Consider the following 15,889-nt stretch of genomic DNA (forward strand, 5'->3'; position numbering starts at 1 on the left):
TCGTACTCCCCGCAGCAACCATGCTAACCAATCCGCGCTTTCGCCGTCCTCCGGAATACCACGCTGCCGATACCGGTCAGCGCGAGTACGGCGGTCAGGACGTCCGCCTGTGTCAGCCCGTCCGGCAGAATGTCGAGCGCGGCGGCCACGCCCCAAAGGCTGCCGATGACGCCGGTCCAGATGGCCTTGGACGCCCACCAGGGTTTCAGATCTTCCATGTCGTTTCTCCACAAAAAAGCCCGCAGGGATTGCGGGCGGACGGGTTGGTGATGATGTCGGCCGATCAGGCCTCGTTGGGCGACAGCACGCCGTTGGCCGCGAGCTGGACCGGCTTCGCGCTTGCAGGCGCCTTGCGGTAGGTAGGCCGGCGAATGGCGATGCAGCGGTCGCGGGCGATCCGGGTGATGGTCACACCGTCGGACTGGTTGCCGCCCAGCACGTGGAAGGCGCCGTAGTCCTCGCCAACATAGAGCCCGACATGGCCCGAACCCTGTCCGCGGCGGAACACCAGGATATCGCCCAGCTGGGCCCGGTCGGCGGGATTTCCGAACTTCGCCCAATTGCGCGCCCAGAGCGGACCTTCCACGATCGGCCTGCCAGCGCGTTTGGGGACCACGGCCATGAACAGCCCGCACCACGGAATGGCGTCGTCATTATAGATCTTGGCGAGGCCCGTCTCCTTTGCCCAGCCGAGGATCGCGGGATTGTCGGCCGGTCCGACGACCTCGAAGGTGCCGTAGAGCTTGCGGGCTTCTTCCAGCATCCTGGGCAGCGGACGCAGGTCATCGATCCAGCCATAGGCCGGTGGTAGCGGTTTCATGGATGTCTCCCGGGAAGTTAGCGGCCGGACAGGCCTTTGACGGTGGCGTAGAGGACGGCGAGCGCGGTCGCGAAGGTCGACAGCCACTTGACGAACCGGACCATGCCAGTCGCGGTGTTCCAGGCCTCGAGGAGGTCCTTCACATCCGCGCGCAAGGCGAGAAGCTCGGCGCGCACGTCGGCATGCTCCGCCTTCAGGCTCGGCGCTTCTTTTCCATATCATCCATGGGTTTCTCCTGCTGACGGTCACGCCGCCGCGCGGATGGCGGTCACTTCCACACCCTCGTTCAATGCTAGCGGCACGACGGAGGTGATATTCCACAGCCCGCCGGCAAAGCTGATGCGGTCAAGGACGCTGAGCGCCAGCGTCTCGCTGTTGCCCAGCACCCGAAACGTCGCTGGCTGCGAGGCTGAGAGCTGCGCCGCCTCTCGCCGTTCAGCGCCTGTACCCCAGATGACGCCCGCCCAGAGGATTGCGTAATCGGTCCAGGTTTCAATCTCACCGCCATAATCGTCTATGACGACCGTCTTGCGCTGGAACACGATCCTGCGATTCCGCGGTCCGGCCCTCATCAGACGCCCCGGCGGTGGTTGCACAGCAGGCTGTCGAGATTGGTCCAGTCGCCTGCTTTGGCATGCTCGCGCCGATCGAAGCTGTCAGCGATGAACAACAGCATGGCGTGGAGCACATCGTCGGGAGGAAGGGTGCCGACCGACGCGGTGAGCGTAATGCGTGATCCCGGCTGAACCGCCGGCCATGCCGCTCCCGGCTTCAGGACGATGGCCGCATCAAGCCCGTCAGCGCGCAGTTCATAAATAGCAGCGGACATGGACTGCGCGGCGCCGGCCACATCAATATACTCGATCGACGTGACGGAATTGACCGGCGCGAACGGAAGCCGCGCCATATCGGTAAAGCTGTCGCAATGCGCCACCAGCGTTCGCTCAGCGAATGCCACGCCGCAATAGGCTTCCGCGTGCGCCCGCGCAGAGGCGATGTACAGATCGAGCGCATCGTCTTCGTCAGTGCCAATGACCCGGCACTGGGCCTTGGCCTCGGCGAGGCTGACCGGCTCGACCGCAGGCGCAACGGGGGCGACCGGGTACCAGCTCATGGTGCTGTCTTCTTCCTGGTACCGGCACGCAGCTCGGGTACCGATTTCACCGTCCGCTCCACCTTGGGCGCGGCGTCTGGCACCGCGAAGCCCGCCTCAATCAGGCTGCAGGCTTCCTCGTCGCTGCATATATATTCGTCGCCCGCGCTCCATGCGCCGTTTGCGCCGGACAGGCTGGCGGTGAGTTTGACCTTCATGGGATGCTCCTCTCCAAAAGGGCGCGGACACGCCGCTCAGGAAATGGGCGGAGCCGAAGCCCCGCCCGATCCAGTTACGATGCCTTGGTGATGAGGTGCTTGACCGCGGCGGTATCGCCGAGCTCGCCGTCGAAACGGATCAAACCTGCGATGCCAAGGTCAGGCCAGAAGCGCTCACGCATCACACCGATGACCGGCGCGCCGACCTTGCGGACAAAATACTTGCCGAAGTCACCGAACACAGCCACCCGCGCGGCGGCCGCGGCGCCAGGCACAGAGCCAATCGCCTGATTAACGTGGTAGTTGTAGCCCAGCAGCGAACCGGGGACGCCGGCGCGCACGTCGCCCATCTGCCACAGATAGTTGCCGGCGCCGTCCTTGAGCTTGCGGATCAGCTTCAACGTGCTGTCATTGAACATGAAGCCGACCTTCGGTCCGGTGCGGTATGCCGGGTCGACCGAATGCACGAGGTCGATCAGCTCATCCGCGATGATGGCGGTGGCCGATGCGGTCGTGACACCCAGTGTGGACGCGGTGACGATGCCGTTCGGATCACCCGTGCCATCGCCGATGGTCAGTTCACGGTTGGCAATACGGCCAAGACGCTCGCCGAGCAGCGAACCCAGCAGCGCTTCCATGTTGAAGATGCTGTCGGTGTCGAGTTCCCACGACCAGCGGATAAACTCGGTGTCGTAGGCATAGGCATCAAGGCTCTTCTGTCCGAACGTCACGTCACTGCCGCCATCGTCGGTCAGGGCGGTGGCTTCGGTGTGCTTCACAGCCGGAACAGCCGTGTCATCGGTGGTCGGAATCTTGATCGGGTTGCCGCTTGCCGTGACCATTTCCGTCACGACGCTGCCGTCATACATCGGACCCCATGCCAGCATCGACTTGATGATCTGGTTCGACAGTTCGGTCGGGACGGTGAAACCGCCCGCCGTGGTGGTGCCAGCCGTCTGTGCACGAAATTCAGCGCGGCCCTTTGCGAGGACGGCGCGCTCTTCCTGCGTCAGGTCTTCGAGCGGGCCGCAGATGGCCTTGGCGAAGGCGGTACGATATTCGACGGCCTCGACCTCATCAACGCCGCGCGCTTCACTGTCCTTGGGGTGCGGGCGCTGCCTGGCGCGCGCTTCATCGGCGCGGGCCTCGGCGGCTGCGGTGCGCTCTTCGCGGGCGATTTCCACTTCCACCTTGTCGAAGTCGGCCATGATCATGTCGTGGCGCGCTTCCAGTTCGGCGGTGCGGCTTTCGTCGGTGTTGGCCTTGATCTCGTCGAGGGCTTCGCGGGCCTGGGTAACGAGGCGGCCGCGTTTGTCGTGCAATTCAGTGGTCATGAGAATATTCCTTAAAGCAAGAAGGCCGCCAACACGGCGGCCTCGATGCCTTTCCCAAGGGCAGACGATGGGCTCCGCGTTGACACGCGGGAATCTCGTTAAATCTTGCGGAATCTCTGTTCGGCAGCGGCCTTGCGCTCAGCAATGCGGGCCTCGGCGCGCTTGCGGTTATGGTCCGCGCGGGCTTGTCCGGCCGCCGTCCGCGCGGATTCAAGCGAGCGGAGCGCAAGAGACGTATCGTCATAGGCCGGGAAGGCGACGGCACTGACCTCGCGCAGATCGACCGCCTGGATGGTGCGGACCGGGATATCGCCGGTCTCGTCCCAGAGCTGACGGGTGACGATGAACCCGAACGACATGCCCGAGATGTCGCCGCGGGCAATCAGCGTCGCAAGATCGCGGCCATCCTGCGTGTCGGGCAGATCGATTTCGACCGCGAGGCCCACGTCATCTTCTATAAGCCGCAGGGTGCCCGCCGTAGTCCGGCCGATCACGCGCCCGCTGTCATGGTCGATCAGTGCGCGCACGTCACCGGCGATCGTGCCCTGGAAGGCCCCGGGGGCAATGATCTCCCGGAACTGACCGCCAATGTCGGCGGCGCTGCCAAACACTGCTGCATAACCGGCGATGGTGGGGCCATCACCGGCCGATCGGATAGCAAGGGGACGCACCAGCGCACGTCGTTCCATCGTCATACGGTATCTCCATTGGGTACGGCAGCGGCGTCGGTGCCTGTCGCCGCGTTACTGCCCAGCGGCACAGTCGCGCCCTGGATGTAAAGCTGATCCCCTTGCGGTCGCGGCGGCCGGTTCTCCAGCGCCCGGGCTTCATCGGGGGTAAGGATCGCGTTCTGGATCCCCTGGGCAAGCCCGGCCATGCGGGCGGCAAAGTCGCCGCGCATCAGGCCGTCGAGATTATGCTCGACATAGCGTGCACTGCCGCGGGGCCCGAATAGCTTGAGGTTGAGCTCTTCTTCGAACGCCTTGGCCCATTGCGCAATGAGGTGTTTGACCAGGTGGAGGTCCTGCTGCTCGGTGTTGGAAAATGTGCCGTGGGTCAGGTCCTGCAGAAATACCGGCGGCAAATTATAGACCCGGGCAATCTCCTCGACCTGAAAGCGGCGGGCCTCGGTCATCTGCCCCTTGGCGGGATCGAACCCGACCTGTTTGAGCTCGTGACCGGGCGGCATCGGAAACACCGGCTTGCGGCTCGCCTTGGCCGCCTCGATGGCGCGGTGAATATCGCCCATCGCCCGCTTCATCGCGTCCGCGCCCTGCGGCAGCGGGCCCGACAGGGCGAGTGGCGGAACCCCGCCGCCCGCGAAGAAATCCCCGGCATAGTCACCCATGGCCAGTGCCAGCGCGACTGCCTTGGCGCCGTTGATGATCGGGCTGTAGGAACCAAGCTGGTCGCGCTTCAAGAGATACGGAATGTCGATGACGTCGGCGGCCGGATAGGCCTGCGCTTTGCCGGCAACGGCATAATATTTGCGGCCATCGATCCGCTTGACGGTGGTGGCGGCCGGATCCATCGGCCAGATGGCAATAATATTGGCACCGCTGCGCTCGATCCACGACACGCCGCGCCCGCCGGTGAACACCTGCTGCCACATATATTTGCGCCAGCCGAAGCTGGTCCATTCCGGATTGGGGGCTTCATTGAGCAGCCGCTGGATGCCGCCGCGGATCCGCTCTGCCCCGTCGTCCTTGGTGCGATAGGCATGGAGCGGCAGGTTCGCCATGGATGAGGCCAGGAACGTGACCGCCGCCGAGACCGCCGGCACGGTGAGCGCGCTGTCGATGGTGACGCTGGGTAGATTGCCCGACTGGACACCGAAGAAAGCGAGGAAGTTTTCGGAACTCACCGGGATGGTCGGGTTCTCGATCGAAGCCCGCGTCTCGCGCCCGAGCCAGTCACGCCAGCCCATCACGCCACCAACCGGAAATTGGGATCATCCCATGGGGAGACGGGAAGGGCGATCACGCTGCCCATGGCCGCGCCCAGCGCCATGCACAGCGCTACAGCACAATCGATCTTGTTCACGGCTCTCTCCTTGGCCAGCCAGTGGTTGCCCCATCGGTCCTCATCGGTGACGGCCGACATGATGGCTGAGACGAGGACGGGGCTGCGTTTGAGGCGCAGGCGCCGCTCGAGCAGCGCTTCTTCGACCAGCCGGACCGAGCCCGGCATCCACAGGCCTTCGCTCATTCCCTCAGTCGGTTTTCCGCGCCTTGTGCCGCCCTGGGGATGTTCGACAAAGGGCAGGGCAAGCCCGAGTTCGGCTACTTCGTCCTCTAGCCTCCGGAACGCATAACGATCGTAGGCGGCGACACTGATGTCGAACATCCGGTCATAGTCCGCGAGTGCCTGGGCGACTTGGCGCAGGCTGATATTCTCGCCCCTGGGGGCATGCAGATATCCATCGCGCACCCAGGTGTCATAGGGCGCCTTGTCGCGCAGTTCGCGGGCGACAAGCGTATCGCCCGGCGTCCAGGCTTCCACCCAGCCATCGAACAGCGGTTTGCCGGCATGTTCGCCGGACTCCACGACGCCGGTTTGCACGATAGCGGCGAGCGCGGTGATGTCGCGGTTTTGGCTGAGGTCGAGCCCGAGCGCCACGCGCGCACCGGCGTGATCGGCAATCTCGAAGTCGGCGAGTGCCGGCTCCACGGTCGCCCGGGTCATCCAGGCGGTTTCGGCATCGGTCCAGACGCAGAAGTGAAGGCGCAGAATTCCGTTGAGCTGCCCCGGGATCGCTTTGGCCTGCGCCACCGTCTCGGTGAGATATTCTGCTGTGATGGTGACGCCGAGCAGCGGGTTGGCCTTGATCCAGCATCCCGGGTCGGTGAGCGGATCATCGCCTTCGTCGAGCGCGCAGACATAGGAAAATGTCGTGTCGTCGATGACCGCGCCGAGGTAGGTCGGGTCGGTTACGGCATCGATATTGCCGGCCGCGACCTTGATGGCGTGCTCATGCTCTTCCCACGCCACCGAATTGCGGTTGGAGCCCGAGTTGGTGATCATGAACAGCAGCGGGTCGCGGCGGAATTTGAAGCCGCGCTCCAGCATCTCGATGATCGAGCGGTCGGGCAGCTCGTGGATCTCGTCCGCCAGCACGAAATAGGGCCGCGGGCCCGAGCCGGTCCTGCCGGTATCGCGGGACACCGGGCGGAAGAAGGATCCCGACCCATGATGCGCGATGTTGAACTCGCGGCCGGCGCCGCCCGAGAACTCCAGCCGCTTTGCCAGCGCGGGTGATTGGCGGACCATCTTGACCGCGTCGGCAAACAGGATGCCGGCCTGTTCGCGCTTGGCGGCCGCGGCATAGATCTGCGCGCCAGCCTCATTGCAGGCGGTCATGCCGTACAGACCAATGCCGCCCGCGACCGGGCTTTTGCCATTACCCTTGCCCTGTTCGATATAGGCCCGGCGGAAACGCCTGCGGCCATCCTTGCGCTTCCAGCCGAACACCGAGCCGATGATGAAAGCCTGGCTCGGTTCCAGTCGGAAAGGCTGACCATCGAATTGGCCTTCGGAAAGTTTGAGCACCTCCTCGAAAAAGCCAAAGGCGTGGGCTGCGGCCTCCGGGTCGAAGCGGATCCCATCGGTGCGGTTCAGGTCATCGAGATGCCGACGACAGGCGTTGCGGACATGCGGACCAGCGATAAACTCGCCGGCAATGACGGCCCGGGCGTAATCGGTGGTGCGATCAGCCGAAGAAGCGGTCGGCGGGGTCGTCGCTTTCCGCCGGCGTTTCTGCGGCGATGCGGGTTCTGGCACTGGGCGTTATCCCGAATTCCGCAGCGTACGCATCCTGTCCGCCCAAAATCACAATATTGGGCGATATCCCCGACGTTTCCGCTCCACCGATGATTAACAAATCGCCGATATATCGGCGGCATGAACGACATGCCCCGAGACTTACTGCCGCCTGAGCCGGCCAGCCGCGAGAAGGCGCTTCAGTCCGCGCATATCTTCCGCAGCAAATTGATCGAACGTTGCGCACAGGTCGAACGATGGATTGCCCAGATGATGGCCAGCATTACACCTGCGACATCCGGGAAAAGTCGTCCGGCGCTCGTCCTGCTTGGAAACAGGTTAGATGAAATCCGTGACTTGGCGCGCAAGAGCCCCGAACGATTCAAAAACCCTGGACGGATCATCGAAAAGATGGACCAGTTCCAGATTTACTCGGAACTCCGCAGCGAGCTCGCCCACGCGACGACTGAGGTACTCGTTCTGGAAGATGGGTCAGTCCAGATACAGTTCGACAATGCAGGCCTCGTACATCCCCTGATCGAACGGCGGATAATCTTGAACGAAGACAAAATGCGAGAAATCGCAAACAGCTTGGCAAGCCTGGTCAATCAAATCAGGCAGCTTGAACTCAAATAATCACGGCTTTTTCACCGACTCAGCTGATCGTCCGATCAGCCGAAGAAGCGCTCGGCGGGATCCTCGCTTTCCGCCGGCGCTTCGGCTGCAATCCTGGTTCTGGCACTGGGCGTCATCCCGAATTCTGCAGCGTAGCGCATCATGTCTGCGGCGGCCTTGTTGGCGGTGCCGACGAGCGGGTTCTGGATGGCGTTGCCGTTGGTGGTTTTGATCATCAGGCCGCCGGTCAGCTGGTCCTTCTCAGCCATCTTGGCGATCGCGCGTTCAGCCTGGACCCAGCGGCCATAGGCCTGGGCGTAGGCAGCAAGGGCGGCGCGATCGACCTCAGACAGGAGCCCGATACGGTGTAGCCAATGGGCGACCCGGTTCCATTCCTCCAGCGCGTCAGCGGTCAGATGCGGCGGCGCCGATGGCAATGCCGTTACGGTGCGAGGCTCCTTGCGATTGAGCGGTCGTTTGCCGCGGTTGCCCTCGATCAGCTTCAGCTGCGTCGGTTTGGGTTTGGTACCGGGTTTCACTGGGACGGTCCTTCAACTATGCGTCGTGACCAACCTGCTCCCACCACCAACGCCAAGGTCATGACGATTTTCAATTTTCTGCTGTTTGCCGTTGCGGCCGTCGCGCCCTCTGGAGAAACCTTCACCTGCACGCCCATCCGGGTGTGGGACGGCGATGGGCCGATCTGGTGCGCCGAAGGCCCGCGCATCCGTCTGTCTGGTATCGCAGCGCGAGAAATGGATGGCACCTGCCGGCCCAATCACCCATGCCCGAAGGCATCGGCCGAGCAGGCCCGTGATGCGCTGGTCAGTTTGATCGGCCGTCCGGTTGGTGTTTCCCGCGAGGGCCATATCCTTGTGAGCGGCCAGGCTTTGCGTTGTCGTTCCGAAGGCGGCGCTGGTGGTTCACGGACTGCGGCCTGGTGCGTGTCGCCCAAGTCAGGTGACCTTTCCTGTGCGATGGTCAGGGGCGGCTGGGCACTGCGGTGGGATCGGTACTGGCGGCAGCACCGATGCTGATCTGAGCTGAGACCTCATCAAATGTCAGGCCATCAGCTTCCAGCGTCGCGGTGTCACCGGCAAAATCCTGCCAGCGTTTGACGATCACGTCGCAATAGCGCGGATCGAGTTCCATCAGGCGTGCGATGCGGCCGTTCTTTTCGGCGGCGATCAATGTGGTCCCCGATCCGCCGAAGCTGTCGAGCACGATATCGCCGCCCTTGGTGTTGTTGAGCATCTGATACTCGAACAGGGCGACCGGTTTCATGGTCGGGTGCTTGCCATTGCGTGACGGCTTGTCGAACTTGAGGATGGTCGTCTGCTTGCGGTCGCTGGCCCACAGGTGCCCGGCGCCGTCCTTCCAGCCATAGAGGCATGGCTCGTGCTGCCAGTGATAATCCTGCCGGCCCAGCGCCAGCGATGACTTTTCCCAGATCAGACACTGGCGGATTTTCCAGCCAGCATCGATCGCCGCGCCCCGGAAATTATAGCCTTCGCTGTCAGCGTGCCAGATGTAGAACACCGCTCCGGGTTTCATCACCGTGCTGGCGGTGACATAGGCATCGCGCAGGAACTGGCGGAACTCGTCATTGCCCATATTGTCGTTCTGGATGGTCAGCTTGTCCTTGGTGCCGCCCTCATAGGCGACATTGTACGGCGGATCGGTCAGCCACATGTCGACCATCTGCCCGGACGTCAGCTTCTCCATGTCGTCGACGCTGGTGCTGTCGCCGCACATCAGCCGGTGCTTGCCGAGCAGCCAGACGTCGCCCGGGCAACTCACCGGAATTTCCGGAGGGTTGGGAGCCGCGTCGGGATCGGTTAGGCCTTCGGTCTTGTCGGCCGTCAGGGCGGCCAGTTCGTCATCGGAGAAGCCGGTGAGGCCCAGATCGAAGTCGAAGGCCTGCAGGTCCGTCAGCTCGACGCGGAGCAGTTCGGCGTCCCAGCCGGCGTTCAGCGCCAGCTTGTTATCGGCCAGCACATAGGCTCGCTTCTGGGCCTCGGTCCAACCGGCTGCCACCATCACTGGGATGTCGGCAATGCCCAATTTGCGTGCAGCAAGCACCCTTCCATGGCCAGCGATCAGGCCGCCGTCCTCGTCGATGAGCACCGGCACGGTCCAGCCCCATTCGCGGATCGAAGCGGCAATCTGGGCCACCTGTTCCTCGCTGTGGGTGCGGGCATTTCGGGCATAGGGCACCAGTGCCGAGACGCTCCTGCGCTCGACCTTATCTGCCGGCCAATTCACCATGTGACCCCCGGTCGTTAACTCGCGGCTGCGTGAAGTTCTGATCCCCAGCGGTTTCCCACCCGAGAGCGACTGAGAGCGAACCGCCCCCCGGGTCAGGCACAAGGCCAACCGTCGGCATTGACCTCGATCCGCCGGCGATATCCAAACTGCTCGGCGGTGCGGGCCTGGTGGCAGTCAGCACAAAGGCATCGGATATTATTGTCGTCGTCGCTGCCGCCCTGGGTGAGCGGAACGATATGGTCTGGCACCGTCGCGGCCGTGATGATGTCCCGGGATTTGCAGTCGCGGCAAAGCGGTTCGGCCTGGAGACGGCGTCGGCGCTGGGCGACAGCAGCCCGTCCGCGCAATCGCTCAGCCATGGGCAACACCTCAAATGAACAACGCCCGAAAGCCTGTGGGCTCCGGGCGCAGTTCTGAATTCTCTATTTCGGAAGGTCTACGGCATCTGGCAAGATTGGTCAATGGAAAATCACAAATAATATAATATATTCAGTTTGTTAGTGATATTGGTAGGGGAGGGGATCCATCACGAACTGTCTCTGCGGTCCCCGAACAAACGCACCAGCGCATCAAGCCCATGGCCAAGGTTGATGATGTCCGCTGCCGACCAGGTCGCTGCTTCAACCTCATGGCAAACCACTGCATGAACGAGGGTGCTGGGCTTGCGATCGACGGCGCCAGGCGCATCCGCGTCGGCGGTGCGCAGCATCATCATTGCGGCAGCAGCGCGGCGGCGAACCTTCTCGACCAAGGCCGGGTCATGGTCAGGCGTACTGCCACCGAAGATGCCCTCGTTGATTAGCAAGCCGGTCACGGAGCGGGGCTGGTCCATGGGCAGACCCATGACGGCGCGGTTGCGGGCCATGATCTCCCCGTACATGTCGCCTGCCGCATATTGGTCAGCGGCAATCTTGCCAGAAAAGGCGAGGCGGCCCAGCGCGGTGCCCAAACGCTTATCCTTGGCCTGCTTCGCCGTCACCCCATAATGGCGTTGGCGGGCCTGCAGCACCGTGGCGACTGCGTCGCGCTGGGTTTCGCCAACACTGGCCCGAACCAGCTTGCCGCATGGGTGCCGGCGCCCGGCTTTCCGCTTACGACCGCGCGCCATCGCTCGCACCTCCAGCAGCGGAAGCGTCGATGGCAGTTGTCACCAGTTGTCCCTTGTGCGGGCGCGAGGCGAAAACATCACGCGGGCGAAAAAGAGAGAAGAAGTTCAAAATATACTTCTGCTCGCGTACACAAGGGACAACTGGTGACAACTGGAACGCAAAACTGCCATTTTTTGACACCACAACCGCCTCCACGCTAATTTTCATCATCCTATTCATCGCCGGCTCCCTTGGCTGACATTGCGATTGCATCCTTGATTGCCGCCTGCGCTTTTGCCCTGCGCGCCTCCTCTTTCGCCGACCGTTCGACGAACCGGGAATGCACAATCGGGTTGACTGCCCAGCGCGGCGTGTTGCTGCGGGCCGCAGGTCCGGCCTCGATAAGCCAGCCCATGCTTTCCAGCTTTTCGCACAGCTTCCGGCTGTCATCGCTCGTGAGGGATCGCAGAGCCCGTCCTGCGCGCTGAATGACGCGGCTGTTCACCGTGTCGAGCTTATGCGTGACGATGTGCGCCGCGAGATCCACGAGCGTTTCATGGTCATCTGCAAGGCCGAGCATCCCGCAGTAAAATGCCACCGCGTTCGGCGCGATATACTCGTGCATAAATTTGGCCACACGCGCTGCGGTGGCGGCTGTGATGACGCTGGGCGCGCATGGGAGCCCCTGCGCCTCGATACAGTGCCACAGGACGCACAGGCGGGCGAAAATGCCGTCATATTTGCCGAAGTGCGACGCCATCTTGGGAGAGATGACCTCGGTCGACATCATCTCGTGATGCCGCTCCTCAAGCTCGCGGCGTATTTCCTGCGCTAAGGGGTCGAAGCGCATAGCCTCCGCGCCATGATCGTGCGGCCGCAGCTGCCACATATCGACAACAAGCTGCTCATAGGCCTCGACCTCGCCACTGCGGGGCGCGTCAATGCCGACAGATGCCTGGTGAAGCGGAATTGGCAACAGGCGCTGCACAAGGCCGTCATCGACCGATTCCCCGACCAGGCGACGCAGCGGCTCCGGCTGGATTCCTCCAAGGACGGATATGGATAGGTTCGGGATGAGCGCGGCCCCGCGAGCAACGCGGTTAAGCGCATATTCGCCGCCGTTGAAGGCTTGCAGCCAGAATGCCCGGTCGCCCGCAGCGCCTTTGGCCGATCCATATTTATCCATGGCGCCGAACCAGCCGGATAGCTCGTCCTGCACCGACAAGATGCCATCAGGCGAGCCTTTCATGACCTCTTGGGCGGCTTCGACCGTCGCATCGCTGATACGCAATCGACGTTGCAAAGGCTTTTGGATGCCCTCGCGCTCGGTCTTTTTCCTCGCCTGATCCTCGTCATAGGCGTCCAATTTCACCATGTATTCGGCGAAAAGCTGGGCGTCCAAACGGTTGAGCGGGCGGGTGGCTGCGGACATGATCGGCGTTTTCTTGGCGCTCGGAGGTCCGATCAGCGCCACCCATAGACGGGCGCTTTCCTTCCACGAGGGATCGTGCTGTTTCACCTGTACGCAAATGCGATCCGAAATTACGGCGGAGCAGACGGCGAGCGCCGACATGGCAATGCCGCCGGGATCCACACCCATGAGTTCCGCCTGGGATTCCGCATATTTTTCGATGACGTCAGGGAGCAGTCCGCGCGGCAGAACGGCGGGATCATAACGCGCCCATAAATCTACCGGGTCGGGATAATCCGCTTCGTCGATTACGGCTTCTGGTTGGTCGAAAACCTCGCCACCCACCGCGTTCATCGAATCGATATCTTCGGCGCATATGCCCGGATCGTCAGGGTGCATCGCCGGCGGCGCGCTATATGGCTGCGGCTGAGCGGCGCGGCGCTCCTGATAGAGCGTGCGGAAAGCCGACTTATGATCGCCGCTATGCTCGAAATGGACGAAAAGGTCATAGGCGTCGCCGAAGCACCCCGCCTGGCATTTCTGACCAAGGCCGGACGCCACGTCGCTGGCCGACAGGCTGATCCAGGAATCCTCGACGATACGGGTCGCGTAGCTATCGCTCTGCTGGTGCGGCGAGCGCCAATCCGCCGGATTGCGCGGGCTTTGCTTATATCCGTAGAGTTCGAGCAGGTTCGCAACCGGAGTGCCGCGGTTGAACTCCTCCATGATCGGCGCGTCGTCATTGCGCGGACGATTGGCACGGCGCCGGGCTGCCTCCTCGCGCATCTGCTTGCGCTCTGCCTCATCGTCCTCGCGCTTGCGGGCGATCGCGGCCATGCCGGATGCGAGCGGGCCGTCTGTGGTCAGGCCTGGGGCATTGGTGCCGGTGGTCGCGCGTTTATAGAACAGCGGCGCCCCGTCATCGTCGCGGAGCAATTCGCCGGTTTTGGCATGGTGATCGGGGACGTTGGGTAGATAGACGGGCTGGCCGGCGCGATCGAGCGCGCGGTCCATATCGATGCCGCCATATTCCATGAAATTGAAAAAGGCGTGCTGCGCGTCGTGCCAATCATCAAAACCTATCGGCTGGGCAAGCGGGATGACAATGCGCCACCTTTTGTCATCGGCGCGGGCGTGGGCGGTCGAGAAGATCAGCCAGGCCGCGTCCCTGGCAAACCCGCGCACCATGGACTCGATGCGGTGCAGCGGGTGGTCACCATGGTCAACGTCGCCGCACAGAGCCACGAAGACCCCGTCAGACCGCTGGGTGGCGTGGCTGCGGGCGTCGTGGGCGCTGTAGCTGCTGGGGATGAATGCGAGCCCGTCCAGCTTGTCCGCATTGCCCGGTTCGAGCGCGAACAGGCTGGCGAGGGTCCGCGTGTCATATTCGCCGCCGGTTGTTATGCGCGTATCGTGCTGGCCGTTGAAGGTGACGACCTGGCGCGCGTTCCACGACGGCGCGAGCTTGTGAATGTTATCGGCCTCGGTCGCCATTATATGGACTCCCGATCACCCCGGCGCTGCAACTCCGCCGAAATGATCGGGAGAGTCATCAGCTGGCGCTCCTCTTCAGCGCCGATTTCACAGCAGGGTCGACGCCAGTCGCACCGGCCTCGCGGGCCATCTGGTACAAGCGCCTCAGTGCCGAGGCGCGACGGTAGGCCGCGGAGTATTCCTGATCGGCAGCGACGATCGCGAACGCGACATCATCGATGGTCGCGTCCACGAGGGGGAGCAGATCTTCGCTTTCGCATGCCGGATGCTGCGGAAACGTGATGGTATCGGGCAGGCCTTCGAGGGCGTAATGCGCCTTGCGCAGGCGCGCGACAGGGTTCGAGAACAACATGGGAGGACCTTTCATTTGGGGAGATCGCTGGCCTGGGAATCGGCCTCAGGCTCGCTGGAATAGACGGCCAATAGCGGGGTGCCGTCGGCGTGGGTGCCGGCCTCTTCGATGTGGTACCGGCGCTGAGCCTCGAAGATTTCCGGCAACTCCCAGCGACGGTAGAGGCCGGGGATCCGCTTCAGAGACTCAATCGGGATGGCAGTCGTATCGGTCATAAACTGGGGTTTCCTGTTTGTGAAAAGACGCTCGGTGCGTCCGAAGTTGAAAAGCCAACGGCGCGCGCCGAGCGGGACAAAGGGTCAGGAATTTTCGTCGACATGATCGCGCAGGCGCTTCAACGCGCGCTGGAACCGTTTGCGGGCCGCGGGTTCTGACAGGCCGAGATCCTTGCCAGCTTTGACCTGCGTGTACCCATCTACGACAACGCGGATGACGAGATCGGCGTCGGCGCCGATCAGACTGGTCAATTTGGCCAGCAGGCTTTCGGGAAGCGCGTCGGCATCAGGAGCATGCATCGTTCCGCCATGGGTGTCGGGATCGAACGCGTCCTGCTGCTGTTGCAGGAGACTTTCCCGCCGATGTGCCCGGAGCACATCGCGTTCGACATTCTGGAGGATCGTGGCCGCGATCCAGTTGACCTTCGTGAGATCAAGGTTCCGGATCCCGGCGGTTGCACGGGCGAGGATCTCGGAGGCAAGCTCGTCCACATGGCCAAGACGCCGGGCTCGCGAACGAAGGAAGACACCATCGAGCCCGGGCCAAAGCGCCAGCAGCATGAGCGTGAGCGCACAGTCACCGGCACGGTCGTCTGATTTCGCACTCCGGATCAGCGTGCTGAGCACGATGTTCTTCTTGTCCGAAGGAGCATCGCCACGGTGCAGGTGGTCCAGCAAAGCCGCCGGGTCCGCAAAACGGGTCAATTCCGGGTGTCTGGACCGCACCGTGTTGAAGCCGCGCTGGAAGTTGAGGGTGGAAGATGAATGCATGATATTTCCGTGGAAATCGTGCCACGTGAAGGACATTGGACGCCTGCCTTGCGGCCGGGCGTCCAGTGCCTCCTTCCGGCCAGGTCAGGGCGTCGAGCACCTCTGCGTTGTTGGGATTTGGGTGGAGTTTGCGCCTCAGCGCAGTGCGGGACCGGTTGCCTTGTTCAGCGATCCGCAACCGCGGCAGGTGGCCACCACAGGAAAGCCCACGAGATATTCGTGCCCCCGCGCAAAGCGCAGGTGCATCTGGCCGTCACGGCAGACGCCGAGCAACTTGGCGCAACTGCTGCAGCGCCATTCGCGTTCAGTGGTGGAAGGGGCGGCGCCGGGGTTGTGGCTCTGATTGGCCACACGGCGCGAGAGGTAGGGAGTCGTCATCGGGGTGCTCCTCGTTTCAGGAGCACACCTAATAATCAGCACTTTGTCAGACCGTCGCCTGCGGCATGTTAGA

22 protein-coding genes are annotated in these 15,889 nt (G+C 63.0%); 1 reads left to right on the forward strand and 21 read right to left on the reverse strand.

Annotation, left to right across the window (positions count from 1 at the left end; genetic code table 11):
* Positions 1-23: 23 nt before the first annotated feature.
* The 10 genes from IQ35_RS10210 to IQ35_RS10250 form a co-directional block, all read right to left on the reverse strand.
* Positions 24-218: a hypothetical protein gene (locus IQ35_RS10210; RefSeq protein WP_145073133.1), complete on the reverse strand. Its 195-nt coding sequence runs from the start codon at positions 216-218 to the stop codon at positions 24-26.
* A gap of 65 nt (positions 219-283) precedes the next feature.
* Complete coding sequence (locus IQ35_RS10215) at positions 284-820, reverse strand: TIGR02594 family protein (protein WP_145073136.1); 537 nt, start codon at positions 818-820, stop codon at positions 284-286.
* Between the two features lie 17 nt (positions 821-837).
* A complete protein-coding gene (locus tag IQ35_RS21055; protein ID WP_158636644.1) occupies positions 838-996 on the reverse strand; it encodes a hypothetical protein in 159 nt (52 codons plus the stop codon).
* Positions 997-1,065: 69 nt separating this feature from the next.
* Positions 1,066-1,392: a phage head closure protein gene (locus IQ35_RS10220; RefSeq protein ID WP_145073139.1), complete on the reverse strand. Its 327-nt coding sequence runs from the start codon at positions 1,390-1,392 to the stop codon at positions 1,066-1,068.
* Positions 1,392-1,934: a head-tail connector protein gene (locus IQ35_RS10225; protein WP_145073142.1), complete on the reverse strand. Its 543-nt coding sequence runs from the start codon at positions 1,932-1,934 to the stop codon at positions 1,392-1,394. Before IQ35_RS10225 ends, IQ35_RS10220 begins: the two co-directional genes overlap by 1 nt.
* Positions 1,931-2,131, reverse strand: coding sequence for a hypothetical protein (locus IQ35_RS10230; protein WP_145073144.1), 201 nt, complete (start codon positions 2,129-2,131; stop codon positions 1,931-1,933). Before IQ35_RS10230 ends, IQ35_RS10225 begins: the two co-directional genes overlap by 4 nt.
* Positions 2,132-2,205: 74 nt before the next feature.
* Positions 2,206-3,465: a phage major capsid protein gene (locus IQ35_RS10235; protein WP_145073147.1), complete on the reverse strand. Its 1,260-nt coding sequence runs from the start codon at positions 3,463-3,465 to the stop codon at positions 2,206-2,208.
* 98 nt (positions 3,466-3,563) lie between these two features.
* The gene (locus IQ35_RS10240) at positions 3,564-4,160 is read right to left on the reverse strand and encodes an HK97 family phage prohead protease (RefSeq protein WP_145073150.1); all 597 of its coding nucleotides are present in this window, start codon (positions 4,158-4,160) and stop codon (positions 3,564-3,566) included.
* Positions 4,157-5,392, reverse strand: coding sequence for a phage portal protein (locus IQ35_RS10245; protein ID WP_145073265.1), 1,236 nt, complete (start codon positions 5,390-5,392; stop codon positions 4,157-4,159). Before IQ35_RS10245 ends, IQ35_RS10240 begins: the two co-directional genes overlap by 4 nt.
* Positions 5,392-7,245 carry a terminase large subunit gene (locus IQ35_RS10250; RefSeq protein ID WP_199739941.1) on the reverse strand — a complete coding sequence of 618 codons (1,854 nt, stop codon included), beginning with the start codon at positions 7,243-7,245 and terminating at the stop codon, positions 5,392-5,394. Before IQ35_RS10250 ends, IQ35_RS10245 begins: the two co-directional genes overlap by 1 nt.
* A gap of 120 nt (positions 7,246-7,365) precedes the next feature.
* On the opposite strand from IQ35_RS10250, the gene IQ35_RS10255 reads away from it, so the two are divergent.
* Positions 7,366-7,860: a hypothetical protein gene (locus tag IQ35_RS10255; RefSeq protein WP_145073153.1), complete on the forward strand. Its 495-nt coding sequence runs from the start codon at positions 7,366-7,368 to the stop codon at positions 7,858-7,860.
* A 35-nt stretch (positions 7,861-7,895) separates the two neighbouring features.
* On the opposite strand, the gene IQ35_RS10260 is transcribed toward IQ35_RS10255, so the two are convergent.
* From IQ35_RS10260 to IQ35_RS10310, 11 genes are all read right to left on the reverse strand, one after another.
* Positions 7,896-8,378, reverse strand: coding sequence for a phage terminase small subunit P27 family (locus tag IQ35_RS10260; RefSeq protein WP_145073157.1), 483 nt, complete (start codon positions 8,376-8,378; stop codon positions 7,896-7,898).
* Between the two features lie 12 nt (positions 8,379-8,390).
* Positions 8,391-8,708, reverse strand: a complete 318-nt coding sequence (locus tag IQ35_RS21890; RefSeq protein ID WP_158636646.1) for a hypothetical protein — start codon at positions 8,706-8,708, stop codon at positions 8,391-8,393.
* A 112-nt stretch (positions 8,709-8,820) separates the two neighbouring features.
* Complete coding sequence (locus tag IQ35_RS10270; protein WP_145073160.1) at positions 8,821-10,107, reverse strand: site-specific DNA-methyltransferase; 1,287 nt, start codon at positions 10,105-10,107, stop codon at positions 8,821-8,823.
* Between the two features lie 92 nt (positions 10,108-10,199).
* Positions 10,200-10,466 (reverse strand): HNH endonuclease, encoded by a 267-nt coding sequence (locus IQ35_RS21895; RefSeq protein WP_145073164.1) that lies wholly within the window; start codon positions 10,464-10,466, stop codon positions 10,200-10,202.
* A 167-nt stretch (positions 10,467-10,633) separates the two neighbouring features.
* A complete protein-coding gene (locus IQ35_RS10280) occupies positions 10,634-11,116 on the reverse strand; it encodes a hypothetical protein (RefSeq protein ID WP_145073167.1) in 483 nt (160 codons plus the stop codon).
* Positions 11,117-11,198: 82 nt separating this feature from the next.
* Positions 11,199-11,435, reverse strand: a complete 237-nt coding sequence (locus IQ35_RS10285) for a hypothetical protein (RefSeq protein WP_158636648.1) — start codon at positions 11,433-11,435, stop codon at positions 11,199-11,201.
* A complete protein-coding gene (locus IQ35_RS10290; protein WP_145073172.1) occupies positions 11,428-14,100 on the reverse strand; it encodes a DUF3987 domain-containing protein in 2,673 nt (890 codons plus the stop codon). Before IQ35_RS10290 ends, IQ35_RS10285 begins: the two co-directional genes overlap by 8 nt.
* A gap of 58 nt (positions 14,101-14,158) precedes the next feature.
* Positions 14,159-14,452, reverse strand: coding sequence for a hypothetical protein (locus IQ35_RS10295; RefSeq protein WP_088474382.1), 294 nt, complete (start codon positions 14,450-14,452; stop codon positions 14,159-14,161).
* Positions 14,453-14,463: 11 nt separating this feature from the next.
* Positions 14,464-14,667, reverse strand: coding sequence for a hypothetical protein (locus IQ35_RS10300; RefSeq protein WP_088474383.1), 204 nt, complete (start codon positions 14,665-14,667; stop codon positions 14,464-14,466).
* Positions 14,668-14,751: 84 nt separating this feature from the next.
* A complete protein-coding gene (locus IQ35_RS10305; RefSeq protein WP_145073175.1) occupies positions 14,752-15,474 on the reverse strand; it encodes an RNA polymerase sigma factor in 723 nt (240 codons plus the stop codon).
* 99 nt (positions 15,475-15,573) lie between these two features.
* Positions 15,574-15,816: a hypothetical protein gene (locus tag IQ35_RS10310; protein WP_145073178.1), complete on the reverse strand. Its 243-nt coding sequence runs from the start codon at positions 15,814-15,816 to the stop codon at positions 15,574-15,576.
* Positions 15,817-15,889 lie beyond the last annotated feature (73 nt).

It is taken from the genome of Sphingobium wenxiniae, assembly GCF_007830065.1.
GTDB lineage: Bacteria > Pseudomonadota > Alphaproteobacteria > Sphingomonadales > Sphingomonadaceae > Sphingobium > Sphingobium wenxiniae.